We start from the raw sequence: 26,074 nt of genomic DNA, 5'->3' as shown, positions 1-26,074 counted from the left end.
GATCCCGGCCCGGATCGCCAACCGGGCCCGACGACTGCACCTGCACCTACCCACCAACTGGCCCTGGCAGGACGCCTGGGCAGGCATGTACGCCGGCGCCTACGCCCCCGCCTGACACCCACTCCTGCCCCGACGAGGAACGACCCCAAGTGGAAAAGCCGGGCAGACCGGCGGCTCCCGCGCGCCCCGACGCCGAACTCGCTCAGCAAATCCTCTCAGCCCGCATCTCAATTCCCCCAGGAACCCGCTCGGCGGATCGAGGCTGAGTGCCGATAGCCCCGCGTAGCCCGACGTCCTCGGTGAGCACAGTCATGGGCATGGTGCGGTTACGGATGTTGCCTTTCTCCGCCGTGAGTGTCTGGTGTCTCTGGTGACGCCGAAGCTCGGTCATCCTTCGTCCAACGCTGTTTCCGGGACGGTGGCGGTGCGCGCCGTGAGCAGCCCGTGCAAGCCGATCAGGTCCTCACCTCGGGCCCGGGTGGCATTGACTGTTCTCCGGACTGTGGCCTGCTCGGCCTCCCTGCACAGGGTTGTCCCCTTCCCCAAGTCTCGGCATCGAACTCACCCTGGGAATCCGTCCGGTCATCACACGACTTCTCGCACGTTAGGCCGACGCGTCACCCAGCGCCGTTCTGCGGACAGTCCCGGACCTGAGGCCGGTGGGCGTCGTGCGTCCGGCTCAGACGGGAGTCAGCGCCGCGACAGTGGCGCCGATGATGGCCACCGCCGGCGCCCCGAGCCCCGCCTTCTGGGAGGCCTGGGCGACCTGCCCCAACGGCGCGGTCACCTGGCGCTGCGACGGCAGGCCGCCGTCGGCGACTACGGCAGCGGGCGTGTTGCCGGGCATCCCACAGGTGATGAGCCGCTCCGCGATCGCGGCCAGCGTCGCCACGCCCATGAGCACCACGATCGTCAGGCCGGCCCCGGCCAGGGCCGCCCAGTCCACCTGGTTGCGGGGGTCGTCCGGACCGACGTGGCCGGAGACGACGACAAAGCCTGGCGTGACCGCCCGGTGCGTCACCGGCACGCCCGCCAGGCCGGGTACGGCGACCGCCGACGTCACCCCGGGGACGACCCGGACTGGGATCCCGGCGCTCGCGCACGCGAGCCACTCCTCGCCCCCGCGGCCGAAGACGAAGCTGTCCCCGCCCTTGAGCCGCACCACGGTGGCGCCCTGCCGGGCACGGTCCACCAGGATGGCGTTGATCTGCTCCTGCGGGGTGAACTCCCCGCGCGGGATCTTGCCGACCGGCACCCGCTCGGCGTCGGCGGGGGCGAGGTCGAGGGCGCCCAGCGGCGCCAGCCGGTCGTAGACGACGACGTCGGCGGCGCGTAGCGCCTCAGCCCCGGCGAGCGTCAGAAGGCCGAGGGGACCGGGCCCGCCGCCGACGAGGAGGACCTCGCCGCGCTGCCGGCCTGGCCGGGCGTCGCACCGGCCAGGTGCGTCGCGTCGCCGCCGCTCAGGTGTGCAGTGTCCCGGATGACGACATCGAACTCCTCGAGGTCCGTGACGCCGGGCTCCGCCAGGGTCACCAGGCCGCGCCCCGCCAGGTCGCGCAGGCGCGCGTCGGGGGAGCCGGTGGCCACGGTGACCCCCAGGCCGCGGTCGAGCAGTGCGTGCACTGTCTCGCTGACCCGGGGGCCGGGCCGGGTGACCATCGCCGACTTGGGCCGGCCGGGTAGGGTCCACCCCGCGGTGGGCTCGTTCTCCACTAGTCCTCCTCCGGAACGTCACGAGCGGGCGTCACCGGCCGGTCGGCCAGCACCGCGCGCAGCTCGCGCAGCAGGCCGTCGATGGTCAGCGGGTCCCGCACGGCGATGCGCGCCCACGTGGCGTCCAGGCCGGGAAAGGTGTCGCCGCGGCGCACGGCATACCCCCGGGCCCGCAGGGCCTCGCGGACACCGCGGCCGACGCGGGCGAGCAGGAACGGTGCCTCGGAGGGCACGACCTCGACGCCCAGCGCCCGGAGCCCGGCGTCGAGGTGGCGCCGCCACGGCTCGAGCTCGAGGGCCAGCCGCCCGGCCTCGGCCAGCGCGGAGGACGCGGCCGTGGCGACCGTCGCGGCGAGTGCGGGGGTGCTCACCGACCACGGCGGCTGCTGCGCCGCGAGCCGCGCGACGAGGGCGCGGTTCCCGACGACATAGCCGGCCCGCAGGCCCGCCAGGCCCCAGGTCTTCGTCAGGCTGCGCAGGACGAGCACCCCAGGCATGGAGGGGGCGATCAGGCTCTCGCGCTCGCCGTCGACCACCTCGTCAAGGAAGGCTTCGTCGACGACGAGTACCCCGCCGGTGCGCGCGTGGAGGTCGCGCAGCGTCTGTGCGGGGTGCAGCACGCCCGTGGGGTTGGTCGGGTTGCCGACGAGGACCAGGTCGGCCGGTCCCACGGCCTGGGGGTCGAGACGGAAGCCCTCGCTGGGGCCGAGCAGGTGCCGCTCCACGTCCAGCCCGGCCCGGCGCACGGCCGCCTCGGGCTCGGTGAACTGCGGGTGCACGACGAGGGCCCGAGCCCCGAGACCGGCCCGGGCGAGCAGCGTGAAGGCCTCGGCGGCACCCGCCGTCGGCAGCACCATGTCCTCCGCCACGCCGTGCCGGCGTGCGAGGGCGGCGCGGGCGGGGGCGGGGTCGGGGTAGGCCGCGAGCTGCCGGGTGGTGCCGGCGACGACCTCAGCCAGCCACGCGGGCGGCTCGGGCAGGCGGACGTTGACGGCGAGGTCCACCAGGTCGGGGGCGGTCTCCCGATCACCGTGATGCATGAGGTCGGGGTCGTCGTCGGCCGCGGGGACCGCCGGGGCGCTGGCCTCCGCGACACCGGCCTCCGCGACGCCGGTGGGGGCGGGTGAGGGGCGCCGGGCGAGGACGCGGTCGGCGAGTCCGGCGCGGTCGTGCTCGGCGACGGCCTGGGTGAAGCTGCGCGCCAGGTGCGGGTGCCCAGCCCAGTGGGTGTGCAGGTAGGCCGCGTGCACGGTGGCCCGGCCGGTGCCGGCGGGGTCAAGGGCGAAGCCGGACGGTCCGCGCTCGGACGTCCAGGCGGCCCCCGCTCGCGGGCTGCTCGACTGCGCGCCGGACGCCGGGTCGGTGACCGTGCGGTGGAACTCGTGGCCGGTCGCGGTCGTGCCGGCCGGGCCGAGCACGGAGTCGGTGGCGGTGCGGGCCCTCGCGTAGCCCAGCGTGAGCCGCGGCGCCATCGCCGCCGCGGCCGGCACGACCCCGGCGAACGGGTGGCCGTCGACCGACTCGGCCAGGTAGAGCAGGCCGGCGCACTCGGCGACCGTCGGCAGGCCGGCCGCCAGGGCGTCGCGCAGCTCGGCGAGCAGGCAGGTGTTGGTCGACAGCGCGGCCGCGTGCACCTCCGGGAAGCCGCCGCCGAGGTAGAGCCCGGCGACGCCAGCCGGCAGCGAACGGTCGACGGCGGGGTCGAGAGTGACGACGTCGCATCCCGCCGCGCGCAGGAGCTCCTCGGTCTCGGCATACCGGAACGTGAAGGCGCGACCCCCGGCGACGGCGACGACGGGGCGGCGACCACCCCTGCCGGCGACCGACCCGGCCTCCGGCGACCACGGCTCGGCGTCGAGGGGGGGAGCCGAGCGGGCGACGTCGAGGACGGCGTCGAGGTCGACGTGACGGGCCGTCCGCTCCGCGAGCCGCTCCAGCGCGGCCGCGGCGTCCGCGCGCTCGGCGGCGGGGACGAGCCCCAGGTGCCGGGAGGGGGCGCTGATGGCGGCGTCGCGCGGCAACGCGCCGAGCACGGGCAGGCCCAGCCGCTCGACCCAGCGGGTGACCTCCGTCGCGTGCCCCGGCGAGCCGGTGCGGTTGAGGACGACCCCGGCGACCTGCACGCGCGGGTCGAAGGTCCGCAGGCCGTGGACGGTCGCGGCGACCGTCCCCGAGGCGTGGCCCGTGTCGACGACGAGCACGACCGGTGCACCCAGGAGCCGGGCGACGTGCGCGGTGGAGGACTCGCCGTCGGTCCCGTTGCGCCCGTCGAAGAGGCCCATGACGCCCTCCACCACGCTGAGGTCGGCGACCGTCGGCGTGCGTGCTGCGTGGACCAGCAGCCCCGGCACCCGCTCGGCACCCACGAGCCACGGGTCGAGGTTGCGGCCGGGGCGGCCGGTGGCGAGCGCGTGATAGCCGGGGTCGATGTAGTCCGGTCCGACCTTGCCGGGGGCGACGGTGAGCCCGCGCGCGGTGAGGGCCGCCATGAGCCCGACCGACACGGTCGTCTTGCCCTGCCCCGAGGCCGGGGCGGCGACAACCACCCTGGGCAGGTCGGTGGGAGGCGCGGCGGGGGCCGGCGCTACCACTCGATACCCTTCTGGCCCTTCTGGCCCCGGTCGAAGGGGTGGGCGAGCTTCGTCATCTCGGTCGCGACGTCAGCGGCCGCGAGCAGGTCCGGGTGGGGGTCGCGCCCGGTGATGACGACGTGCTGGTAGCCCGGCCGGTCCCGCAGGGTCTCCAGCACCTCCTCGACGTCGATCCACCCCCACTTCAGCGGGTAGGTGAACTCGTCGAGCACGTAGAGCGTGTGCTGCTCGACTGCCAGCCGGCGCCGGACCTCGGCCCAGCCTCACGGGAGTCCGCGGCGTGGTCCTCCTCGGTGCCCGCCTTGCGCGACCAGGACCAGCCGGCGCCCATCTTGTGCCACTCCACCGGGCCGCCCTGGCCGGTGTCGCGGTGCACCTGGTCGAGGGCCATCAGGGCCGCCTCCTCGCCGATGCGCCACTTGGCGGACTTGACGAACTGGAAGACCCCGATGGACCAGCCTGGTTCCACCCCCGCAGGGCCAGGCCGAAGGCGGCGGTGGACTTGCCCTTGCCCTCGCCGGCGTGGACGACGAGCAACGGGCTGTGCCGGCGCTGCCGCGTGGTGCGGCCGTCGTCGGGGGTGACGGGGAGCTGTCCCTGTGCCATCAGGCGGCCTTCCGGTCGGTGACGATGTCGACGATGGAGCCGGCAGCGACCCGCTCCAGGGGGAGGTGCTCGGCGCCCATCCGCCGCGCGATGTCGGCGGCCAGACCGAGGCGCACCGGCCCGGTCTCGCAGTCGACGAGGACGGTGTGGGTGCCGGGCCAGCAGTCGGCGACCTGCCGTGCCCGCGTGAGCGCGTCCTGGCCGGCGGTCGCGCGGCCGTCGGTGACGAGCACGACGAGGGCCCGCTGGTGCCGGTCGCGGATCCGCTCCCGGGCCACGACGCGGTGCGCCAGGACGAGCCCCTCGGCGAGCGGGGTGCGGCCGCCGTGGCCCACCTCGTGCAGGCGCGCGGCCGCGACCTCGACCGAGGAGGTCGGGGGCACGACGAGCTCGGCGCCGGTGCCGCGGAAGGTCACGAGCCCGACGCGGTCGCGCCGCTGGTAGGCGTCCATGAGCAGGGAGAGGACCGCGGTCTTGACCTCCTGCATGCGCCGTCGCGCCGCCATGGACCCGGAGGCGTCGACGACGAGCAGCACGAGGTTGGCCTCCTTGCCGCGCGTCACGGCGTAGCGCAGGTCCTCCGGCCCGATGGTCGCGCGGCCGGCGCGCAGTCCGTCGCGCAGGGCAGCGGCCCGCAGCGTGGCGGGCAGGTGCACCGGCGCACCGGGTGCCGGCCGGCCGGCCGGGTGCACCCCGACCATGCGTCCGGAGGTGGTCAGCGCGGGGCTGCGCCGCCCGGCGGACCCGCGCCCGAGGCCCCGGGCCGCGAGGCTGCGGGCGCGGTAGGCCCTGCCGGCAGCGGCGACGGCGACCGTGCGGCGGCCCGGGGCGGGGCGCCGCCGTCGGCGTCACCGGCGTTGTCGGCCGGCGCCTGCGGGGCCAGATCGGGGTCCTGGGAGGCTGTGCCGTCGGGAGTGCCGGGGCCGTCGGCCGGCGACGTGGCGGTCGTGTCCGGCCCGCCGTCCCGGGGCGACTGGTCGGTCCCGGCCCCGCCGCCGCCGTCCGGGCCGTCGCCGCCGTCGTCGTCGGGGCCGCACCCCGGGTCGTCCTCGGGCCCGTCCGGGCCGTCGTCGTGCGGCAGCTCCTCGTCGAGCAGCCGGTCGAGCAGCTCCTCGTCCAGGCCCGGCTCGTCGAAGGGGGACCGGCGGCGGCGGTGGGGGAGCGCCAGGAGCGCGGCGGCACGCACGTCGGCGCGGGTGACCTCCTGGCGCTCGTGGAGGGCGGCGTGAGCGACGGCGGCGCGGGCGGTGACGATGTCGGCGCGCAGGCCGTCGACGTCGAAGCCGGCGCAGACCCGGGAGATCGCCCGCAGCGCGCGGTCGCCCAGACGGACGCGTGCTGCCAGCTCACGGGCCTGCGCCAGCCTGGCGGTGAGCGCCGCCTCGGCGTCGGCCCAGCGGGCCGCGAAGCCGGAGGGGTCGGCGTCGAAGGCGAGCCGGCGGCGGACGACCTCGGTCCGCTCGTCGGGGTCGCGGCTGGCGCGGACCTCGACGGTGAGCCCGAAGCGGTCAAGCAGCTGCGGGCGCAGCTCCCCCTCCTCGGGGTTCATCGTGCCGACGAGGGTGAACCTCGCCGGGTGGCTCGTCGAGATACCGTCACGCTCGACGGTGTTGCGCCCCATCGCCGCGGCGTCCAGCAGGACGTCGACGAGGTGGTCGTGGAGGAGGTTGACCTCGTCGACGTAGAGGATGCCGCGGTGCGCCTCGGCCAGCAGCCCGGGCTGGTAGTCCGCGCGGCCCTCGCCGAGCGCGCGGCGCAGGTCCAGGGACCCGACGACGCGGTCCTCGGTGGCGCCGACCGGCAGCTCCACCAGCCGGGCCGGGCGGGTGACAGGCGGGGCGGACCCGTGGGGCCCGTCGGGGCAGGTATCGGGCTGCGCGGGGTCGCAGCCGAAGCGGCAGCCGGCGATGACCTCCTGGGCGGGCAGGACCCGGGTGAGGGCCCGCACGATGGTGGACTTGGCGGTGCCCTTCTCGCCACGGACCAGCACGCCCCCGATCTCGGGGGAGACCGCCGCCACGAGCAGGGCGGTGGACAGCTCCTGGGCGCCGACGACGGCGGTGAAGGGGTAGGACGGGGTGACCATCGGGCCTCCTGCGAGTATCCGCGCTCGCGTCGAGTCTCTCCGGGGCCGGGACCGGCACCAGGGACGCAGGAGCGAAGCTCTGGCTTCCGGCGCCCCGGCACGAGGTCAGGCCCGGATCACAGTGGCGGGACCGCTCCGGACTCTCACCGGATTCCACGCCCTGCGTCGGGGTCAGCATGCCACAGCACCGGACGGGCCACGGACCCACCCCGGGCGCGCCGTCGACGCCGCGGAGCCGACCTGAGGCACCCCCGGCGCCGGCGCGACCGCCGCCGCCGCAGCAGGTCCCGCGTGCGTCTAGGCTCGGGGACCGTGATCGAGGTCGTGGGACTGGGGGACGCCGGCTGGGCGGCGCTGGGCGAGCCGCAGCGCGAGCTGGTGCGGGGTGCCGACCTGCTGCTCGGCGGCGCTCGCCACCTCGCGCTCGTGCCCCCCGTCGACGGTCAGGACCGCCGCACCTGGCCGAGCCCCCTGCGGGAGGGCCTGCCCGCCCTGCTCGCGGACGTCCGGGGCAGCGTCGTCGTGCTGGCCAGCGGCGACCCGCTGCGCTCCGGCGTCGGCACGACGCTGGTCGAGCTGCTCGGCCCGCCCGCCGTCCGGATCCACCCCGCCGTCTCCAGCGACACCCTCGCGCGCGCCCGCCTCGGCTGGCCGGCCGAGACCACCGACGTCGTCACGACCGTGGGCCGTGACCTGGAGGCCGTCCTGCCGCTGCTCGCCCCCGGCGCCCGGGTCGTGGTCCTCTGCTCGGACGGCCGGGACCCCGCGCGTCTCGGCGGCCTGCTGGCGGGGCGGGGGCTGGCCGCGGCGCGGCTCACCGCCCTGTGGCACCTCGGGGGTGCCGAGGAGGGCTCGCGCACTGCCACCGCGGGCGAGTGGGCGGACCAGGACGCGGCCGGCCGGGCCACCCCCGACCTTGTCGTCTGCGCGGTCGAGGTGCCGCCCGCGGAGCGGCTCGCCGGGGCCGGCACCGGTGCCGCGGCGCTCGCCGGGGCGTGGGGCCCGGTCCCCGGGCGGCCCGAGGACTGCTTCGACCACGACGGGCAGATCACCAAGCGCGACGTGCGCGCCACCGCCCTGGCTCGGCTGCGGCCCACGCCGGGGGCGCACCTGTGGGACCTGGGGGCCGGTTCGGGCTCCGTCGGCGTCGAGTGGTGCCTGGCGGCGCCGCGGGCCGGCTGCACCGCCGTCGAGCGGGACGCCGAGCGTGCCGACAGGGCCCGCGCCAACGCGCAGGCGCACGGGGTCGCGCCCGCGTCGAGGTGCTCCACGGCGACAGCGCCCACCTGCTCCGCCGGGCCGCCGAGGGCGGCACCGCCCTGCCACGTCCCGACGCCGTCTTCGTCGGCGGGGGAGCGAGCGACGAGCTCCTCGACCTCGCCTGGCAGGCCCTGCCGCCCGGCGGTCGGCTGGTCGCCGACGCGGTCACCCTCGAGGGAGAGGCCGTCCTCGTCCGCGCGCAGCGACGCCTCGGCGGCGACCTGACCCGGCTCTCGGTGGAGCACGCGACCGCTCTCGGTCGCTACCTGTCCTGGACGCCCGCCCGGGCCGTCGTCCAGCTCTCGTGCACCCGGAAGGAACCCCACGCATGACGGTCCACTTCATCGGCGCCGGCCCCGGCGCGGGCGACCTGCTGACGCTGCGGGCCGTCCGGTTGCTCGGCGAGAGCCAGGTCTGCCTCTACGCCGGGACCTACCTCGACACCGAGGTCCTGTCCCACTGCCCGCCCGATGCCCGCCTCGTCGACACCCAGCACCTCACCCTCGAGGAGATCACCGCGCACCTCGTCGAGGCGACGGCCCAGGGGGACGACGTCGCCCGGCTCTGCTCGGGCGACCCCTCGGTCTACTCCGCCGTCGCCGAGCAGACCCGGCGCCTGGACGCGGCGGGCGTCCCATGGGACGTCACGCCGGGCGTCCCGGCCTACGCCGCCGCGGCGGCCCTCGTGGGCCGCGAGCTCACCGTGCCCGAGGTCGCGCAGTCCGTCGTGCTGACCCGCACGCACCAGGACTCCACCCGCATGCCCGCGACCGAGGAGCTGGCCGCTTTCGCGGCGACCGGCGCCACCCTCGTGCTGCACCTGTCGATCCGGCACACCCGCCGGCTGGCTGCCGAGCTCGTGCCCCACTACGGCGAGGCCTGCCCCGTCGCCGTGGGGTCCCAGGTCAGCCAGCCGGGCGAGCTCGTCCTGCGCGGCACGCTCGCCGACATCGCCGATCAGGTCGAAGCGGCGGGGCTGCGGCAGGCCGCGGTGATCCTCGTCGGCCCCGCCCTGGGAGCGGCGGACTTCGTCGAGTCCCACCTGTACTCCTGCCACCGCGCCGCCGGACGGGCCACCGCCCCCTGACCGCACGCGCCGTGGTCAGCCCACGCCGCGCGGCGTCCAGACCTGCCCCTCCGGGGTGACCCGCGTGGTAGAGGCCCCCACGACGACGAGGCACCCCATGTCGACGGTCCCCACGTCGAGCCCGCCCAGCGTGGTCACCTCCACCGACTCTCTGTCCCGGCCGACGTTCCGAGCCACCACGACGGTGCGGTCGGGACCGACGCGCTCGACCAACCGGTCACGCACGGCACCGAGGGTGTCGGGGCGGCTGCGCGACCGGGGGTTGTAGCAGGCCACGACGACGTCCCGCTCGGCCATCGCCACGACCCGGTCCACGAGCACCTCGAACGGCTTGAGGTTGTCGGAGAGGTTGACGAGTGCGTGGTCGCCCCCGAGCACCGCCCCGACCCGGGCCGAGGCCGCGTGGGCGGCGGTGACGCCGGGGTGGACGCGGACCGGCACGGGGGCGTCCCCCTCGTCGGCGGCAGCTCCAGGACGGCCGCCGCCATCCCGAACACCCCCGGGTCGCCGCCGCTGACCACGGCGACGTCCTCACCGGCCCGGGCCAGGTCTAGTGCGAGCCGTGCCCGGTCGAGCTCCACGGTGTTGCCGCTGGCGTGCCGGGTCAGGCCGGGCCGCTGCGGCACCCTGGCGAGGTAGGGCGCGTAGCCCACGACGTGCGCGACCCGCTCCAGCAGCCTGGTCGTCTCGGGTGTCGTCCACCCCGCGCCTCCGGGTCCCAGCCCGACGACGTGGACCGTGCCCGGTGCCGCGCCGGCACGTGGCGACGGCGGGGAATCGGCGTGCTGCTCCTCCACCCAGGCGCGGCCCGCCGCGTCGGCGCGCCGGTCCTGCCCGGGCACGACGACCATCGACAGGTAGGGCACCTCCGCCTCGTCGACCTCAGTGACCTGCAGCACCCGCTCCCGCGGCGTGGAGGCGTGCTCGACGTAGACCGCCCGCGCCAGCACCCCGGCCTGGCGCAGCGCCTCCCGGACGGCGGGGAAGGTGCGCCCGAGCTTGAGCACGACCGCCGCGTCCGTGTCGGCGAGCCTGCGGGCCAGCTCCGCGGTCGGGAGGGTGCCGGGCAGCACGGTGAGGGTGTCCTCGTGCAGGCACAGGTTGGTGCCGGCCGCCGCGGTGACCGCCGCCACGGCGGTGACGCCGGGGACGACCGTCACGGGGTGGTGGGGGCGCAGCGCATCGTGGACGTACATGAACGAGCCGTAGAAGAGCGGGTCGCCGAGGGCCAGGACGACGACGCTCCGGCCGGCGTCGAGGTGCGTGGCCAGCCGCTCGGCGCAGGCGTCGTAGAACTCGGCCAGCGCGCCGTAGTAGCCGGCCTCGTGCCCGCTCGTGCCAGTCGTGACGGGGTAGACCAGCTCCTCCTCCACGACGTCGGCTCGCAGGAGCCCGGCCTCGTCGACGATCCGCCGCGCCTGGGAGGATCCGCGCCGGCCGGCATGGTAGGCGACCACGTCGGCGGTGGCGACCAGCCGGGCCGCCCGCAGGGTCAGCAGGTCGGGGGACCCGGGGCCGACCCCGACACCGTAGAGGTGACCGCCCCGGGCGGCCGGCCCTTCGGCCCACACCGCGCTCACGCCAGCTCCTCGGGGGTGGCCAGGGCGTTGACCGCGGCGGCGGCGGCCGCCGACCCGCCGCGCCGCCCGTGCAGGGTCAGCCACGGCACCGGGCCTCCGGGCAGGTCGTGCCCGGCGAGGGCGACCTTGGACTCAGCCGAGCCGATGAAGCCCACCGGCATCCCGACGACGGCCGCCGGGCGCGGGGCGCCGTCGTGGAGCAGCTCGAGCAGGTGGAAGAGCGCGGTCGGGGCGTTGCCCACCGCCACGACCGCCCCCTCCAGCCACGGCTCCCACAGCGACACGGCCGCGGCGGCGCGGGTGGTGCCCCACCGCTGCGCCAGCCCCGGCACCCGTGGGTCCCGCAGGGTGCACACGACCGGGTTGCCGGCCGGCAGCCGGCGCGCGGTGATGCCGCTGGCGAGCATGTGCGAGTCGGTCAGCACGGGGGTCCCGGCGCGCAGGGCCTCCCGGGCGGCACGGACGACGTCGGGGTGGGCGTCGACGTCGTCCATGACGCCGGTGTCGCCGGCGGCGTGGACGACGCGGGTCACGACGGTGGCCAGCTGCGGCTCGAGGGCGCTGAGTCGGCCGGCCAGCTCGGCGCGCACGGTGCCGAACGAGCGTCGGTAGATCTCCTGCCCGTCGGTGAGGTAGGCGTAGCGCCGGGTCGGGCGGCGGGGCCCGACCGTGTCGGCCGTCGAGGTCGTGCCTGCAGGTCGCGTCGGTTCGCCGGGTGCGGACGAGGCCGCCATCTCCGGGACGTCGTCGGGGTGGCTGCCGGTGGGGTGGGTCGCGCTCAACGCGCCTCCTTGACGATCTGGTCGTGGTGGGTGGGGTCGACGACGAGCACGTGGTTGCCTTGCGGTCGGCCGCAGGCCCGCCCGCACCCGACGACGTGCACGCGAGCCCCGTGCTCCGGCACGCGGTCCGCAGCCTCGGCGGTGAGGGCCAGGGTGGGGGAGGCCGTGCGTCGGCAGTGAGGGGCGCCGACGCAGGCGCTCAGCCGCGCCCAGGGCGACCCGGGGCCGAGGACCAGGCCGGCGTCGGCCAGGCCGCTCGCTGCCGCGCGCACCGCGCCGTCCGAACCTTCCGCCTGGCCGAGGACGAGGACCACCGAGCGCCACGGCGTCAGGACGACGCGGCCCCCGTCGCCCGCGGCGCGCAGGAGGGCGGCCGTGTGCTGGGGGCGGAGCAGGCCGAGCGGCACGGCGGCCACGAGCTGCCCCGCACCCGGGCGGTCGCCGGGGCTCAAGGGCGGGGGCGGGCGCAGCCCGGCCGGGACGAGGTCGGGGTGCAGCCCCGCCGGATCGGGCAGGTCGCGGACGTTCCAGGTGCGCTCGTCGGGGCGCCGCCCCAGGAAGGTCCGCATGAGCCCGACCACCTCGGCGACGGCCCGGGCCGGTGGAAGGGCGTGCCGGACGGCGTGGTCCGGTGCCACGAGCACCCGCACCCCTGCCGAGGCCGTGTGAGCGCGGTCGGCGACCTGCAGCGCCAGGTCCCACCGCTCCGCGAGCAGCTGGGCGGAGCCGTCGCTGACGACGGTGAGGAAGCGACCAGGCAGCTCGGCGAGGTCGGGCTCGGCCCGGACCGCCGCGTCGACCTGCCGGGCGAGGGCCTGCGCGACCGGGTCGGGCACGGCGAGGATGCCGCGGGCGCGCTCGTGGGTGCGGGAGGGCAGCAGCCCCAGCGCCTCGATCTCGTCCACGAGGGCGCTGGGCAGCGGGTCGGGCAGGCCGCGCACCTGCAGGTTGCCCCGCGAGGTGAGCTGCAGCATCGGTGACCCGTGCCGGCGCGCGAGTCCCATGAGCCGGTCGAGCGCGGCGGCGTCGACGCCGCCGCCGGGCAGCCGCAGCCGGACGAGGGAGCCGTCGAGCGCGGGGTACGGGCGTAGGGTCCCCGGGCAGGTGTCGCCCCCGGTCCGCGGGGGCAGGGCGCCGGTGGCGCCCGGTGGCTGACCGCGGTGGCCGGCGGCGTTCACCTCGCCGCCTCGCCGGTGGCCGACGCGGCAGTTGCCGGTAAGGCGGCCGACCGCGCCGGCGCGGGCCGCAGCGCGTAGACGTCCATCACCCAGCCGTGCTCCTCCCGCAGCCGGGCGCGGGCCGCGGCCACGTCGTCGAGGACGTCACCGAGGCGGCCGCGGGCCAGCCGTTGCTGCGGGAGCCCCAGGCAAGCGCCCCACAGGAGCTCGAGGTCGGCGGTCTCGGGGCGGGCGGCCAGGAGGTCGCGGCAGCGCAGCTGGCCGTCGAGCATGACGACGACCGTGCCGAGCCCGGGGTGCCACTCGCGCACGAGGCGCCGCCCGGTCGTGACGTGGACCGGGTCGCCGATGGCGTGGAGCACCTCGTCGTGGGCGGCGGCCAGGGCCGAGAGCGCGGTGACGCCCGGCACGGTGCGCACGGCGACCGGGGTGCGCTCGCCCAGCGCCCGGACGACGCGCAGGATGGAGTCGTAGAGCGCGGGGTCGCCCCACACGAGGAACCCGACGACGAGGTGCGGCTCGAGCGAGCCGAGGATGGCGGCGTAGGCGTCGACCCGGGCCTCGTGCCAGCTGCGCACGCCCTCCAGGTAGGAGGCGGTCTCCCGGGGGTCCGGCCCGCGGCGGGGGTCGGGCACCTGCACCACGCGCACCGCCGTGCCGCCGCCGGGGGCCGGACGGTGGGTCTCCAGCAGCGCCCGCCGCGCGTCCACGAGCTGCTCCAGCCCCTCGCCCTTGTCGGCGACGAGCACGACGTCGACCTCCTGCAGCGCGGCGAGCGCCTCAAGGGTCAGCTGGCCGGGGCCTCCGACCCCGACCCCGATGACGCGGACCTGGCGGGGCGGCCGGCTCACGGTGCGGTCTCCTTCTCCTCGTGCGCCGCGGCGAGCGGCGTGGCGTGCAGGTCGTCGAGCAGGGCGTCGACGTTGTCGGGGCGCACCGGGCCGAGCCAGCGCCCGCCCGGGTGCACGCAGACGACGGGTGCCCGGTTGCAGGGGAAGAGGCACCCGGTCTGGGTCACGAGGACCTCCTCGTCGCCCCACCCGCGCTCCCGCAGGCCGGTCGCGATGGCCCGGGCCGTGCCGGCGGCGCCCTGCGCGCTGCACCGCGGGCCCCGGCACACCAGCAGGTGGTGGCGGTGCTCGGGGACGTGCTCCCAGGCGGGGCTGGTCAGGTCCGCCTCGGCGCCGGTCACCAGCTGACGCGTGCCGGCCAGGCCTGCGCGGGCGGCGGGCACGGTCGCGGCGGCCGCCGGGGCGGTGACCTCGAGGGGGAAGGGCGGGGCAGGGTGGGTGCGCCACCAGTGCCCCGCGACCCTGCGCACCCACGACCAGCCGGTGCCGGGCTCCGCGCCGGGCACGGGCACGAGCACCGTGCGGGAGGGCGGCGGCAACGCTGCGGCGAGCTCGGTGAGCACGTCGGCCAGCGCCGGCCCCGCACCGTGGACCGTGGCCAGGCGAGCCCTCAGCCCGGACGCGGTCCGGACCAGCGGGTCGCAGGTGCGCGGGTCCGCCATGTCGACCGTGACGAGGACGACAGCGGTGTCGTCGGCGGTCACCGGGCGCCCTCCCACGACGAGGTGCCGACGAGGCCGTGCCACAGCATCCGCAGGCGGTCCTCGCGGCGCACCGAGGCCCGTACCCCGAAGACGTCACCGAGCAGGTCGGCCCCCAGCACCTCCTCGGTCGGCCCGGAGCGGACCACGGTGCCGGCGTCCATGACGACCAGCTCGTCGCAGGAGGCCGCGGCGAGGTCGAGGTCGTGCAGCACGACGAGGGTCGTCCACCCCAGGGAGCGGACGAGGTGGAGCAGGCCGATCTGGTGGGCGAGGTCGAGGTGGTTGGTGGGCTCGTCGAGCAGGAGCACCTGCGGCTCCTGGGCCAGCGCCCGGGCGAGGTGCACCCGCTGCTGCTCGCCGCCGGACAGAGTGACCCAGGTCCGGTCGGCCAGCCCGCTGGCACCGGCGAGCGAGAGCGCCCGATCGACCGCGGCCTCGGTGCCGGCCCGGTGCCACGGTGAGCTCCGGGCGAAGCGGCCGAGGGCCACTACGTCCCGGGCGGTCAGGTCGAGGTCGGTCCCCGCCTTCTGCTCCACGAGGGCGACCCGCCGCGCCCGTTCGCGCGGTGGAAGGGCCGTCACGTCGTCCTCGCCCAGGAGCACCGTCCCCGCGGAGGGTCGGCGCAGGCCGGCGACCAGGTGCAGCACGGTCGTCTTGCCCGACCCGTTGGGGCCGATGATCCCGGTGACACTCCCGGGCGCCACGTCGAGGTCCACGTCGTGGACGATCCGCCGGTCGCCGGCCGACCAGCACAGGCCCCGCACCCGCAGCACGCTCACGACGACCTCCGTGCCTGGCGCCGCAGCAGCGCGACGAGCACCGGCGCTCCGACGAGCGCGGTCACCACGCCGACCGGGATCTCCCGGTCGGGCGCCACCGACCGGGCGGCGGTGTCCGCCCACACCATGAGCAGGGCCCCTGCCAGCGTGCTGAGGGGGAGCAGGCGCCGGTGGACGGGCCCGACGACCAGGCGCACGAGGTGGGGCACGACGAGCCCGACGAAGCCGATCGGCCCGACCGCACCCACGGTGACGGCGGCCGCGAGGGCGGTGCCGACGAGGAGCAGCCAGGTCACGCGCGGCACGTCCACGCCGACCGACCGGGCGGAGGTCTCCCCGAAGGCGAACGCGTCCAGGGTCCGAGCGGCGGTGAGGACGCAGACGACGACCAGGCCGGCCACGGCGGCCAGCACGAGCGCGTCGTCGGCGCGCACCCCGGCGAAGGACCCGAGCGTCCACGCCAGCACCTGTCGGGCCGTGTCACGGCTGCCGAAGACCATGATCACCAGCGAGGTGCCGGCGGCCCCGAGCTGGGCGACGGCGACTCCGGCGAGGATGGTGCGCACCGGGGGCAGGCCACCTCCCGCCTCCGCCGCGAGTGCCAGCACCACGGCGAGGGCCAGGACCGCGCCGAGCATCGCCGCCGCGCCGAGGCCGGGCCCGGCGGCGACGCCGGACAACCCGAAGGTCAGCGCGAGCACGGCGCCGAGCGCGGCGCCGCTGGAGATACCCAGGAGGAAGGGGTCGGCCAGCTCGTTGGCGAGCAGCGACTGCATGACGGCGCCGCAGAGCGCCAGGACGGCGCCCACGGCGGCGGCGGCGACGACCCGGGGCAGGCGCAGCTGCCAGACGATCTGGTCCTCGAGCACCCCCACGCCGCGCCGTCGACCAGCCCGGCCCGGCGGGCGACGACGTGGACGACGTCGCCGGGGTGGACCGGCACCGACCCCATCCCGAGCACCACGACGGTGCTGAGGAGCAGGAGCGCGCCGAGGGTCAGCCCCGCCGGCCAGGTCGCGGTGCGGCGGCCGGGCCGACGCACGACCGGGGCGGTCACCGCCGGAGGGCCCTGAGCTGCTCGGAGAGCCGCTGCGCCCCGTCGACGAGGCGGACGCCCGGGGTCGTCTCGCTGAAGGGGATGACGACGTAGCGTTCCTCCCGCACCGCGCGCAGCTGGCTCAGCACCGGGTCGCCCTCGAGGTAGGCCCGTTTGGCCTGCGCGGTCGACCAGGCGGCGTCGGCGAGGACGACGACGTCGGGTTCGGCCGCCAGCACCGTCTCCCAGGAGCCGTCGGCCCAGCCGCCGTCGAGGTCGGCGAAGACGTTCTCGGCGCCGACCGCGTCGACGAGCAGCTGGGGCCCGCCGCGCCGGCGCCGACGAAGGGCGTGTCCTTCCCGGAGTCGTACCAGAGCAGCTCCAGGCCGCGGCCGGCCGCCTCCTCCTCGACCTGCGCGAGCACCTCGCGCTGGGCGTCGACCTCGGCGTCGGCCCGGGCGGTGGTGCCGGTGAGCAGGCCCACCTCGCGCAGCTCCTGCCAGGCCGCCTCGAAGGTCGGCGCACCGGCCGGCCCGCCGGGGCAGGCCAGCGGGCTGACGTAGGTGGCGGCACCGCGCTCGTGCAGCTCGGCCCGGTCGCCGACCCCGGTGTCACCGAAGGCGCTGGCGTAGGAGGCGAGCGCGAGGTCGGGCCCGGCGGCGAGGAACTGCTCGACCGTGGGGTACTCCTCCGACAGCACCGCCACCCGGGCGTAGTCGTCGGCGTAACGCTCGGCCACCTCGTCGTCGAGGTAGGCGGTGCCGCTCATCCGGTCGGCCAGGCCCAGCGCCAGGGCCACCTCGGTCATCCCCTGGTTGAGCGTGACGACGCCCTGGGGCGCCCGCTCGAGCGTCACCTCCAGGCCGCAGTTGTCCAGGGTGACCGGGTAGGCCGTGGCCTCCCCGTCCGACACCGGACCGATCTGCTGCGTGGCCGGGGCAACGGACGCGGCCGCGGCGCTGCCGCCGGGGGCGCCGGCGCAGCCGGAGAGGAGGAGGCCCGCGAGGGCGAGGGCGGGCAGGACGACGGGACGACGTCGGGGCATGGTCGCTCTTTCGCTGTTCCGGGCCGTTGCGCGAGGCCCTCACCAACGACGTCGGCAGGTCTTCGGGCTCGGGATCGTCCGACCGGGGCACCTTCCCGGGCACCATGAGCCCAGTGGCGTGTCCGCCCCGGCCGTCACCCCTACCGCTGCGCGTCAGCTCCGGATTTGGACCGGATTCCCTTTGCACACGGGGTGCGACCGACGTCGACCGGGGTGTCCGGTCGCAATGGACCCTACCAGCCAACGCGGAGCGCCCGGGCCCCTACACTGGCGGCGGCCGACGGCGACGGAACCCGGTGCGAGTCCGGGACGGTCCCGCCACTGTGAGCGGCCAGGAGGGCGGCGACGCCGCACGCCCTCCCGGCCCCGAGTCAGAGCTGTCACCCCGGCCGGGGGCGCCGACCGGCGCCCTTCCTCACGACCAGCGGGGCGCGGACCCCGCAGGAGGACGGCGCCTGCCATGACCCCTGCCATCGCGATCATCTCCACCTCGGACACCGACCTGCTCTGCGCCCGGGCGGCCGACGCCCGGTACGTCTACGCCAACCCGGCCCGGCCGGCCAGGCTGCCGGAGGTGCTGGCGACGGCCGACGTCGTCGTCGCCCGGATCCTCGGCGGCCCCGACGACGTGCCGGAGGAGGTCCGGCGCCTGCGCGGCACCGGGGTGCCCCTCGTGGTCCTCGGCGGGGAGCAGCAGCCCGACGCGGCGCTCATGGAGCTCTCGACCGCCCCCGCAGGGGTCGTGGCCGAGGCGCACCGCTACCTGGCGCAGGGCGGGGTGGACAACCTCACCCAGCTGCACCGCTTCCTCTCCGACACCCTGCTGCTCACCGGTGAGGGCTTCGAGCCGCCGCGCGAGCTGCCGTCCTGGGGCGTGCTCCACCGTCCGGCGCCCTCGCCGCTGCCCGACGGTGGCACGCGCCCGGCCGTGGGCATCCTCTTCTACCGGGCCCAGCACGCGGCCGGCAACACCGCCTACGTGCAGGCGCTCGCCGACGCGGTCGACGCGGCCGGCGGTCACGCCGGGGTCGTCTGGGCCACGTCCTTGCGCCAGGCGCCGGAGGACCTCCTGGCGCACCTGGGCGCCTACGACGCCCTCGTCACGACCGTCCTCGCCGCCGGTGGAACCCGCCCGGCCGGGGCGCAGGCGGGCGGGGACGACGAGGCCTGGGACGTGCGCGCTCTGGCCGCCCTCGACATCCCCATCCTCCAGGGTCTGTGCCTGACCTGGGGCCGCGAGGCCTGGGCGGGCTCGGACGACGGGATGTCGCCCCTCGACGTGGCCACGCAGGTCGCGGTGCCGGAGTTCGACGGGCGGCTCATCACGGTCGCCTTCTCCTTCAAGGAGATCGGCGACGACGGGCTGCCCTCCTACGTGCCCGACCCGGAGCGGTGCGCCCGTGTCGCCGGCACGGCGGTGGCGCACGCCCGGCTGCGGCACACCGCGCCGGCCGACCGGCGGGTCGCGGTGGTCCTGGGGGCCTACCCGACCAAGCACGCCCGGATCGGCAACGCCGTCGGCCTGGACACACCGGTGTCGACGGTCCGGCTGCTGCGGGCCATGCGGGACGCCGGCTACGACCTGGGCGCGCCCGGCCAGGTGCCCGGCCTCGACGAGGACCTCCTGGAGCCGGTACCGGGGGAGGACCCGGAGACCACCGCCGGCAACGCGCTCATCCACGCGCTTATCGAGGCCGGCGGGCAGGACCCGGAGTGGCTCACCCAGGCCCAGCTCACCGAGCATCACGTCCGGATCCCGCGCAGCCGCTACGAGAGCTGGTTCGCCCGCCTGTCACCCGCCTGCGCGCGGAGATGACCGAGCACTGGGGTCCGGCGCCGGGGACGCTCTACGTCGACGAGGAGGGCGAGGAGCCGGCGATCGTCGCCGCCGCGCTCCGGGCCGGCAACGTGACGCTCCTCGTGCAGCCGCCGCGCGGCTTCGGGGAGAATCCCGTGGCGATCTACCACGACCCCGACCTGCCGCCGAGCCACCACTACCTCGCGACCTACCGGTGGATCGAGGAGGAGTTCGGCGCGCACGCGGTCGTCCACATGGGCAAGCACGGCAACCTGGAGTGGCTGCCGGGCAAGAACCTGGCGCTGTCGGCCGAGTGCGGCGCCGACGCCGCCCTTGGCAACCTGCCCCTCGTCTACCCCTTCCTCGTCAACGACCCGGGGGAGGGGACCCAGGCCAAGCGCCGGGCGCACGCCACGGTCGTGGACCATATGGTCCCGCCGATGGCACGGGCCGAGACCTACGGTGATATCGCGCGGCTGGAGCAGCTGCTCGACGAGTACGGCAACGTCAGCGTCATGGACCCGGCCAAGGCCCCGGCCTGCGCGGGGAGATCTGGACCCTGCTCAAGGCCGCCGAGATGCACCGCGACCTCGGCCTCACCGAGGAGGTCGACCTCCAGGACGCCGACGGCTTCGACGACCTCGTCATGCACATCGACGGCTGGCTCTGCGAGATCAAGGACGTGCAGATCCGCGACGGCCTGCACGTGCTGGGCGCCGCTCCCGAGGGAAAGGGCCTGGTCAACCTTGTCCTGGCCGTGCTGCGGGCCGGACAGCTCTTCGGCGGCTCCGGCGACGGCGTGCCCGGCCTGCGCGCGGCGCTCGGGCTGAGCGGCGGGGAGGGCGCCGAGTCGGTCGCCCGCACCGACCGGGTCGAGCAGGTGGCCCGCGATCTCGTCGAGGCCGTCGCCGGCACCGGCTGGGACGCCCGGCAGGTGGCCCGGGTGGTCCGGGACGTGCTGGCCGGCACCGACCTGCCAGGCGTGGACGCCGACGGGGTCGAGGCGTCGCTGCGCTTCGGCTGCGAGGAGGTCGTGCCCCGCCTGGCCGCCACCACCGGGGAGGTGCCGATGGTGCTGCACGCCCTCGACGGCGGCTACGTCCCGGCGGGGCCTTCCGGCTCCCCGCTGCGCGGCCTTGTCAACGTGCTGCCGACCGGGCGCAACTTCTACTCCGTCGACCCGAAGGCCATCCCGAGCAGGCTCGCCTACGACACCGGGGTGGCGATGGCGGAGTCGCTGCTGCGGCGGTACCGGGAGGAGACCGGCGAGCTGCCCCGCTCGGTCGGCCTGTCGGCGTGGGGCACGAGCGCCATGCGGACCTCCGGTGACGACATCGGCGAGGTCCTGGCCCTCCTTGGGGTGCGGCCGGTGTGGGACGAGCAGTCGCGGCGGGTCACCGGGCTCGAGCCGGTGCCGTTGGCCGAGCTGGGCCGCCCCCGCGTGGACGTGACGGTGCGGATCAGCGGCTTCTTCCGTGACGCCTTCCCCCACGTCGTCGCGATGCTGGACGATGCCGTCGCCCTCGTCGCCGGACTGGACGAGGCGGACGAGGACAACTATGTGCGCGCCCACGCCCGCGCGGACCTGGCCGAGCACGGCGACGAGCGGCGGGCGCGGACCCGGATCTTCGGCTCCAAGCCGGGCAGCTACGGGGCGGGGGTGCTCCAGGTCGTCGAGTCCGGCGGCTGGCGCGACGGCGCCGACCTGGCGGAGGTCTACACCGCCTGGGGCGCTACGCCTACGGCCGGGACCTGGATGGCGCGCCGGCGCGGGAGGACATGGAGCGCACCTACCGCCGCATCCAGGTGGCCGCCAAGAACGTCGACAACCGCGAGTCCGACATCCTGGACTCCGACGACTACTACCAGTACCACGGCGGCATGGTCGCGACCGTCCGGGCGCTGGCCGGCGCTGAGCCGCGAGCCTACGTCGGAGACTCCACGACCCCCGACGCGGTCCGCACGCGCACGCTCTCGGAGGAGACGGCCCGCGTCTTTCGCTCCCGTGTCGTCAACCCGCGCTGGGTGGGGGCGATGCGGCGGCACGGCTACAAGGGCGCCTTCGAGCTCGCGGCGACGACCGACTACGTCTTCGGCTTCGCCGCGACGGCCGGCGTCGTCCCGGACTGGATGTTCGACCGCCTCGCCCGGGAGTACGTCCTCGACGAGGAGACCCAGGCGTTCCTGCGCCAGGCCAACCCCTGGGCGCTGCGCTCTATAGTCGAGCGCCTCGTCGAGGCGGCCGACCGGGGCCTGTGGCAGCGGCCCGACCCCGAGGTCGTCGCCGCGATGCAGCAGGCCTACCTGGAGGTGGAGGGCGACCTGGAGGAGTGAGGCGCCCGGCTCAGCGCCGCGCCAGCACCCACTCCAGCGCCGGGGCCACGGCGTTGACGACGAGCGCGCCGGGCTCGGGCGCCGGCCGCTCGACGACGACGACGGGGATGCCCAGCTGCGCCGCGGCCTGCATCTTGGGCCAGGTGTAGCTGCCTCCTGAATCCTTGGTCACGAGCACGTCCGCCCCGTGCCCGGCCATGAGGTCCCGGTCGCCGTCGAGGGTGTAGGGGCCGCGGCTCGTGACGAGCGTCCACGCGGCCGGCAGCGGGTCCTGGGGCGGGTCGACGACCCGGGCGAGGACGGCGAGCCCGCCGAGGTGCGGCACGAAGCGGGCCAGCTCCTGGCGGCCCACGGTCAGGAAGGGGCGCCGGCCCAGCCCAGCGGCCAGCTCCGCCGCGGCGGCGTGGTCGGCCGCCCGGTGCCAGGACGGGTCGGGGTCCCACCCGGACCGCTCCAGCCGCAGCAGCGGCACACCGGTGGCGGCGCAGGCCGCGGCGGCATTGGCGGTCATGCCCCGAGCGAAGGGGTGCGTGGCGTCGACGACCACGTCGATGCCGAGGTCGGCCAGCGCGGCGACGAGGCCGTCGACGCCGCCGAAGCCGCCGACCCGGACCCGCCCGACGGGCAGCCGGGGGCGGGCCACCCGGCCGGCGAGGGAGGACAGCACGTCCACGCCCTCGTCGACCAGCGCCTGCGCCAGGTCGCGCGCCTCGGCGGTGCCGCCGAGCAGGAGCACCCTCACCGCGCCGCCCCCAGGGTGAGCGTGGGCAGCCCCGCGGGGGCACCACCCCCGGCCAGGTCGAGCAGCGCCCCGACGTCGAGGTGCTCCTCGACGAGGTCGGCGAGCAGCTCCATCCGCCGCTCGCGCGCGGCCGGGAAGCTCGCGCCCGAGCGCGCGATACCGACGGTTTCGGCAAGAAAGGCCGCGCGGAAGGCGTCGCTCTCAAGGCTGCCGTGCCACATCGTGCCGAAGACTTGACCGGAGCGTGCACCGCCGACGAACTCCTCGCTGCCGTCGGCCCGCGTGACACGCCCGTGATGGATCTCGTAGCCGGCGACCGGCGCCCCCAGCGCCTCGCCGGAGGGCAGCCGCAGCACCTTGTCGGGGGCGAAGGTCGTCGTCACCGGCAGCAGCCCCAGCCCGTCGGCGCCCGCTCCAGCGGGCCCCTCGACGCCCCACGGGTCCTCGATCCTCGTGCCGAGCATCTGGTAGCCCCCGCAGACGCCCAGCACCGGCCGCCCCCTGCGGGCGTGGTCAACGAGGGCCTCGTCGAGGCCACGCGAACGCAGCCAGGCCAGGTCGGCGAGCGTGGCCCGCGAGCCGGGCAGGACGACCAGGTCGGCGTCCGCCAGGTCCCGGGGGGAGGAGGCGAAGACGACGTCGAGGTCGGGCTCGAGGCCGAGGGCGTCGACGTCGGTGAAGTTGCTCACGCGGGGGAGCCGCACGACGGCGACCCGCCGCCCGGCGCCGCGGTTGCGCCGACCGGCGAGACCGAGCGCGTCCTCGGAGTCGAGCCACAGGTCGGGGTGCCAGGGCAGGACGCCGTGCACCGGCCGGCCGGTCATCGCCTCGAGCTGGTCCAGGCCCGGGCGCAGCAGCCCGACGTCGCCGCGGAACTTGTTGATGACGTAGCCGGCGACGAGCGCCTGGTCCGCGGGGTCGAGGACCGCCAGGGTGCCCACCATCGCGGCGAAGACGCCGCCCCGGTCGATGTCGCCGACCACGACGACGGGCAGGTCGGCGTGCCGCGCCAGGCCCATGTTGACGTAGTCGCTCGCGCGCAGGTTGATCTCCGCGGGGCTGCCGGCCCCCTCGGCGACGACGACGTCGTGGCGGGCCGCGAGGTCGTCGAAGGCCGCGTGGGCGACCCGCGCCAGCTCGCTCCTGCCGCCGGGGAACTCGCGCGAGGTCAGCTCGCCACCGGGCCGCCCCATGAGCACGACGTGGCTGCGGCGGTCCGACCCGGGCTTGAGGAGCACGGGGTTCATCGCCGACTCCGGCTCGACCCGGGCCGCGAGGGCCTGGACCCACTGCGCCCGCCCGATCTCAGCGGTGGTGCCGTCGGCGCGGAGGCAGACCATGGAGTTGTTCGACATGTTCTGCGCCTTGTAGGGCGCGACGTCCACGCCGCGGCGTGCCAGAGCCCGGCACAGACCGGTGGTGACGACGGTCTTGCCGGCGTCCGACGTCGTGCCGGCGACGAGCAGGCCGCTCATCGCCGCGGGCAGGCGCCCGGGCAGGTCGCCGGGTCGCCGGGGCGTGCGGCGGCGGGCATGAGGGGAGGCGGGCACATGGCCGCGCAGCCTACGGGAGGGCGGTGCCGGGACCGGCGGGCGGCCTGCCCACCGTCTCCCTGCCTGCGGGCCTGTGCATCGGCGACGCGTTCCCTGGAGCGGCTAGCCGCGCGACGTGCGTCTGGAGGGTGAGCGCATCGGTGAGCTGGTGCCGTGGCGGCCGTGATGCAGGGTCCGTACGAATGCACGGCGTGTGGCGGTTCCTGGGCCGCGCCGAGGGCAAGCGCCGCAGGAGCAGGCCGCGGGGGTACTGGTACATCCGCAACGCCGTCGTCGACTGCTCCTGGCTGGCTTCCAGCGAGCTGCTCACCGATGAGCGCAAGGAGACCGCCGTCGGGTCCTGGGCCCGGGCCGACGCCTACTTCGCCTCGGCCGGGATCACTCACCACCGCGGCCACTCCGGACTCCGAGGTGACTGACCGTGAACCGCGTACCCAACGGCCGTGGGCAGGACAGCTAGTGCCCGCAGCCGCCGGTCAGAAGCGGACCCGGGTGACCACCAGTGATGCACGTATGTTGCACGAAGGCGCTACAAAGCCCCAGTTTCGTGCGATAGGTGCAGGTCAGCGCGTTTTGCTCGAGTGTCTTGTAAACAGGTGGTTGAGGGTTCGAGTCCCTTCGCCAGCTCTCCTCCTGTGCGAGACCGACGGGGAGGCAGGGCGCCTGCCCTTGTAGCGTGCTGACATGGCCGGTCACCTGAAGCGCTACCGGGAGATCGCCCGTGTCCTGACGCGGCACGGGCTGCACGCCACCGCGGTCCAGGCCGGTCTGGGTCGGTGGCTCCCGCACCAGCCCACCGAGCCGGTCCTGGAGGTTGAGCGGGACAAGCTTCCGGGCCTGCTCGTGGACACCTTCGAGGAGCTCGGGACCACCTTCATCAAGCTGGGTCAGCTGATCTCCACCCGACCGGACATCTTCCCCGCCGCGTACTGTCAGGCCTTCGCCAAGCTCACCGACTCCACCTCTCCGGTCCCTTTCGAGCAGCTGGCCGCGGTGGTGCACGACGACTTCGGTGCCACGGTGGAGCAGCTCTTCGCCTGGTTCGACCCGGTCCCGGTGGCCACCGCCTCCATCGGCCAGGCCCACCGTGCCCGGTTGCACGACGGCCGCTCGGTCGTGGTGAAGATCCGCAAGCCTGGGGTGGTCCAGGAGGTCCACAACGACCTTGAGATCCTCAGGAACCTCGCCGGCCACCTGTCCCGCAACTCCCAGCTGCTGTCCGACATGGACTTCGCAGGCCTGGTGGAGGAGTTCTCCCGTTCCCTGAGGGCGGAGCTGGACTACCTCACCGAGGCCCGAGCCTGTGAGGAGATCGGTGACAACTTCCGCGGAGCGCCGGGTGTCCACATGCCTTGGATCGACTGGGAGACCACGACGTCACGGGTGCTGACCATGGAGGAGCTCTCGGGCATTCGGATCGACGACGTCGACGCCCTGGATGCCGCCGGCATCGACCGCCCGGACCTCGCCCGGCGCGCGGTCGAGGTACTGATACGGATGGTCTTCGAGGACGGGGTCTTCCACGCAGACCCGCACGCCGGCAACCTCTTCGTCGAGCGTGACGGCACCATCGGTCTGATCGACTTCGGGATGGTCGGGCGGATCAGTCCGGAGATGCGTGGACAGTTCGCCCGCATGGTGATGGCCCTGGTCCGGCAGGACACCGACGGGCTCGTCAGCATCCTGCTCGAGATCGCTCCGCCCCGGGGTGCGCTGGACCGTTGGCGCATGCGCAGCGAGGTCGCTCGGATCACCAGCTGGCTGGACGGACGGGCCTTGGCCGACATCCACCTCGACCGGGTCGCCAACCAGATCTTCACGGTGGTGCGCCACCATCGGCTCTCCCTCCCGCCCGAGGTGGTGCAGCTGTTCCGGATGCTGATCATCGTGGACGGTCTGGGACTCAAGATCGATCCCGGCTTCGACATCACCACGGTGCTCCACCCCTACGCACGACGTCTGATCGAGGAGCAGCTGAGCCCGCGGCAGATGGCGGCGCGGCTGCGAGACGCCACTCTGACGGCCGCCCAGCTGGGGGTCGACCTGCCCTCCTACGCCCGGCAGCTGCTCGATCGGATCGACAGCGGTGGCGTCGACGTGACCATCCGCACGGCTGAGATCGAGCCGCTGGTCGGGCGGATGGAGCGCACCGGAGACCGGGTCGTCGCCGCTCTGGTGGTGGCGGCCATGATCACCGGCGGCACCAACGTGCTCGTGGCCTACAGGGACCGGTTGGGCCGCTTCGCGGGTCCACTCGTGGCCGGCGGTGGTGCCGCCCTCACCGCGGGCAGCGCCTACCTCGCCTGGACCGGACGCCCCCGCCACATCAGGCCGCGCTGACCAGCCCTT

At 75.8% G+C, this 26,074-nt stretch carries 22 protein-coding genes, 4 pseudogenes and 2 riboswitches; of the genes and pseudogenes, 5 read left to right on the top strand and 21 right to left on the bottom strand.

Features of this window, described 5'->3' with window-relative positions; translation table 11 throughout:
• Window positions 1–679: 679 nt before the first annotated feature.
• From cobA to BJF81_RS00500, 8 genes are read right to left on the bottom strand one after another with little or no spacing between them, the layout of a single operon-like run.
• Entirely contained in the window at window positions 680–1,360 is a 681-nt protein-coding gene (gene cobA, locus BJF81_RS18815) for a uroporphyrinogen-III C-methyltransferase (RefSeq protein ID WP_237769937.1), read from the bottom strand.
• Entirely contained in the window at window positions 1,357–1,713 is a 357-nt protein-coding gene (locus tag BJF81_RS18810; protein WP_237769938.1) for a hypothetical protein, read from the bottom strand. The genes cobA and BJF81_RS18810 overlap by 4 nt, the downstream gene beginning before the upstream one ends.
• Window positions 1,713–4,259: a cobyrinate a,c-diamide synthase gene (locus tag BJF81_RS00510; RefSeq protein ID WP_237769934.1), complete on the bottom strand. Its 2,547-nt coding sequence runs from the start codon at window positions 4,257–4,259 to the stop codon at window positions 1,713–1,715. Before BJF81_RS00510 ends, BJF81_RS18810 begins: the two co-directional genes overlap by 1 nt.
• 38 nt (window positions 4,260–4,297) lie before the next feature.
• Window positions 4,298–4,516, bottom strand: coding sequence for a cob(I)yrinic acid a,c-diamide adenosyltransferase (locus BJF81_RS21280; RefSeq protein ID WP_446740527.1), 219 nt, complete (start codon window positions 4,514–4,516; stop codon window positions 4,298–4,300).
• Entirely contained in the window at window positions 4,489–4,773 is a 285-nt protein-coding gene (locus tag BJF81_RS21275) for a cob(I)yrinic acid a,c-diamide adenosyltransferase (RefSeq protein ID WP_446740529.1), read from the bottom strand. Before BJF81_RS21275 ends, BJF81_RS21280 begins: the two co-directional genes overlap by 28 nt.
• The gene (locus tag BJF81_RS21270; RefSeq protein ID WP_446740526.1) at window positions 4,695–4,910 is read right to left on the bottom strand and encodes a cob(I)yrinic acid a,c-diamide adenosyltransferase; all 216 of its coding nucleotides are present in this window, start codon (window positions 4,908–4,910) and stop codon (window positions 4,695–4,697) included. Before BJF81_RS21270 ends, BJF81_RS21275 begins: the two co-directional genes overlap by 79 nt.
• Window positions 4,910–5,611 (bottom strand): vWA domain-containing protein, encoded by a 702-nt coding sequence (locus BJF81_RS18805; protein ID WP_237769933.1) that lies wholly within the window; start codon window positions 5,609–5,611, stop codon window positions 4,910–4,912. The genes BJF81_RS21270 and BJF81_RS18805 overlap by 1 nt, the downstream gene beginning before the upstream one ends.
• 14 nt (window positions 5,612–5,625) lie before the next feature.
• Window positions 5,626–6,996, bottom strand: coding sequence for an ATP-binding protein (locus BJF81_RS00500; RefSeq protein WP_237769932.1), 1,371 nt, complete (start codon window positions 6,994–6,996; stop codon window positions 5,626–5,628).
• 14 nt (window positions 6,997–7,010) lie between these two features.
• A riboswitch (cobalamin riboswitch) is annotated at window positions 7,011–7,151 on the bottom strand.
• Window positions 7,152–7,308: 157 nt separating this feature from the next.
• Between BJF81_RS00500 and cbiE the strand changes: the two genes are divergently transcribed.
• The gene (cbiE, locus tag BJF81_RS00495) at window positions 7,309–8,481 is read left to right on the top strand and encodes a precorrin-6y C5,15-methyltransferase (decarboxylating) subunit CbiE (RefSeq protein WP_237769931.1); all 1,173 of its coding nucleotides are present in this window, start codon (window positions 7,309–7,311) and stop codon (window positions 8,479–8,481) included.
• A 103-nt stretch (window positions 8,482–8,584) separates the two neighbouring features.
• Complete coding sequence (locus tag BJF81_RS00490; protein WP_075956695.1) at window positions 8,585–9,343, top strand: cobalt-precorrin-4/precorrin-4 C(11)-methyltransferase; 759 nt, start codon at window positions 8,585–8,587, stop codon at window positions 9,341–9,343.
• Between the two features lie 15 nt (window positions 9,344–9,358).
• On the opposite strand, the gene BJF81_RS20150 is transcribed toward BJF81_RS00490, so the two are convergent.
• The 11 genes and pseudogenes from BJF81_RS20150 to BJF81_RS00450 all read right to left on the bottom strand — a co-directional run.
• Entirely contained in the window at window positions 9,359–9,487 is a 129-nt protein-coding gene (locus BJF81_RS20150) for a hypothetical protein (RefSeq protein WP_269087292.1), read from the bottom strand.
• Window positions 9,488–9,520: 33 nt separating this feature from the next.
• Window positions 9,521–9,784 (bottom strand): annotated as a pseudogene (locus BJF81_RS20145) (SAM-dependent methyltransferase); the annotation flags it as partial.
• Between the two features lie 89 nt (window positions 9,785–9,873).
• Window positions 9,874–10,914 (bottom strand): annotated as a pseudogene (locus BJF81_RS00485) (precorrin-2 C(20)-methyltransferase); the annotation flags it as partial.
• 5 nt (window positions 10,915–10,919) lie between these two features.
• Entirely contained in the window at window positions 10,920–11,705 is a 786-nt protein-coding gene (locus BJF81_RS00480) for a precorrin-8X methylmutase (RefSeq protein WP_237769930.1), read from the bottom strand.
• Window positions 11,702–12,883 (bottom strand): cobalamin biosynthesis protein CobG, encoded by a 1,182-nt coding sequence (locus BJF81_RS00475; protein WP_237769929.1) that lies wholly within the window; start codon window positions 12,881–12,883, stop codon window positions 11,702–11,704. The genes BJF81_RS00480 and BJF81_RS00475 overlap by 4 nt, the downstream gene beginning before the upstream one ends.
• Window positions 12,880–13,734, bottom strand: a complete 855-nt coding sequence (gene cobF, locus BJF81_RS00470) for a precorrin-6A synthase (deacetylating) (RefSeq protein WP_075956694.1) — start codon at window positions 13,732–13,734, stop codon at window positions 12,880–12,882. Before cobF ends, BJF81_RS00475 begins: the two co-directional genes overlap by 4 nt.
• Window positions 13,731–14,438 carry a (2Fe-2S) ferredoxin domain-containing protein gene (locus tag BJF81_RS00465; RefSeq protein ID WP_202817383.1) on the bottom strand — a complete coding sequence of 236 codons (708 nt, stop codon included), beginning with the start codon at window positions 14,436–14,438 and terminating at the stop codon, window positions 13,731–13,733. Before BJF81_RS00465 ends, cobF begins: the two co-directional genes overlap by 4 nt.
• Complete coding sequence (locus tag BJF81_RS00460) at window positions 14,435–15,217, bottom strand: ABC transporter ATP-binding protein (RefSeq protein WP_342447031.1); 783 nt, start codon at window positions 15,215–15,217, stop codon at window positions 14,435–14,437. The genes BJF81_RS00465 and BJF81_RS00460 overlap by 4 nt, the downstream gene beginning before the upstream one ends.
• Window positions 15,214–16,086, bottom strand: a complete 873-nt coding sequence (locus tag BJF81_RS00455; protein WP_237769928.1) for a FecCD family ABC transporter permease — start codon at window positions 16,084–16,086, stop codon at window positions 15,214–15,216. Before BJF81_RS00455 ends, BJF81_RS00460 begins: the two co-directional genes overlap by 4 nt.
• A gap of 184 nt (window positions 16,087–16,270) precedes the next feature.
• Window positions 16,271–16,402: a hypothetical protein gene (locus BJF81_RS20140; RefSeq protein ID WP_269087291.1), complete on the bottom strand. Its 132-nt coding sequence runs from the start codon at window positions 16,400–16,402 to the stop codon at window positions 16,271–16,273.
• 6 nt (window positions 16,403–16,408) lie between these two features.
• Window positions 16,409–17,022: pseudogene (locus BJF81_RS00450) on the bottom strand (ABC transporter substrate-binding protein); the annotation flags it as partial.
• A gap of 312 nt (window positions 17,023–17,334) precedes the next feature.
• A riboswitch (cobalamin riboswitch) is annotated at window positions 17,335–17,516 on the bottom strand.
• 242 nt (window positions 17,517–17,758) lie between these two features.
• Here BJF81_RS00450 and cobN point away from each other — a divergent pair.
• Window positions 17,759–21,430, top strand: a pseudogene (gene cobN, locus BJF81_RS00445) (cobaltochelatase subunit CobN).
• A gap of 10 nt (window positions 21,431–21,440) precedes the next feature.
• Here cobN and BJF81_RS00440 read toward each other — a convergent pair.
• Both BJF81_RS00440 and BJF81_RS00435 read right to left on the bottom strand, forming a co-directional pair.
• Window positions 21,441–22,172, bottom strand: coding sequence for a cobalt-precorrin-6A reductase (locus BJF81_RS00440; RefSeq protein ID WP_075956693.1), 732 nt, complete (start codon window positions 22,170–22,172; stop codon window positions 21,441–21,443).
• The gene (locus BJF81_RS00435; protein ID WP_446740525.1) at window positions 22,169–23,722 is read right to left on the bottom strand and encodes a cobyric acid synthase; all 1,554 of its coding nucleotides are present in this window, start codon (window positions 23,720–23,722) and stop codon (window positions 22,169–22,171) included. The genes BJF81_RS00440 and BJF81_RS00435 overlap by 4 nt, the downstream gene beginning before the upstream one ends.
• A 185-nt stretch (window positions 23,723–23,907) precedes the next feature.
• On the opposite strand from BJF81_RS00435, the gene BJF81_RS21265 reads away from it, so the two are divergent.
• The gene (locus tag BJF81_RS21265) at window positions 23,908–24,144 is read left to right on the top strand and encodes a hypothetical protein (protein WP_075956691.1); all 237 of its coding nucleotides are present in this window, start codon (window positions 23,908–23,910) and stop codon (window positions 24,142–24,144) included.
• A gap of 265 nt (window positions 24,145–24,409) precedes the next feature.
• Entirely contained in the window at window positions 24,410–26,065 is a 1,656-nt protein-coding gene (locus BJF81_RS00425; RefSeq protein ID WP_075956690.1) for an ABC1 kinase family protein, read from the top strand.
• The last annotated feature ends 9 nt before the right edge of the window (window positions 26,066–26,074 follow it).

The sequence above is a fragment of the Ornithinimicrobium sp. CNJ-824 genome (genome assembly GCF_001942405.1).
Classification (GTDB): Bacteria; Actinomycetota; Actinomycetes; order Actinomycetales; family Dermatophilaceae; genus Ornithinicoccus; species Ornithinicoccus kibberensis.
The sequence above is the reverse complement of the archived record's forward strand: the minus strand, read 5'-3'. Positions and strand labels throughout refer to the sequence as shown.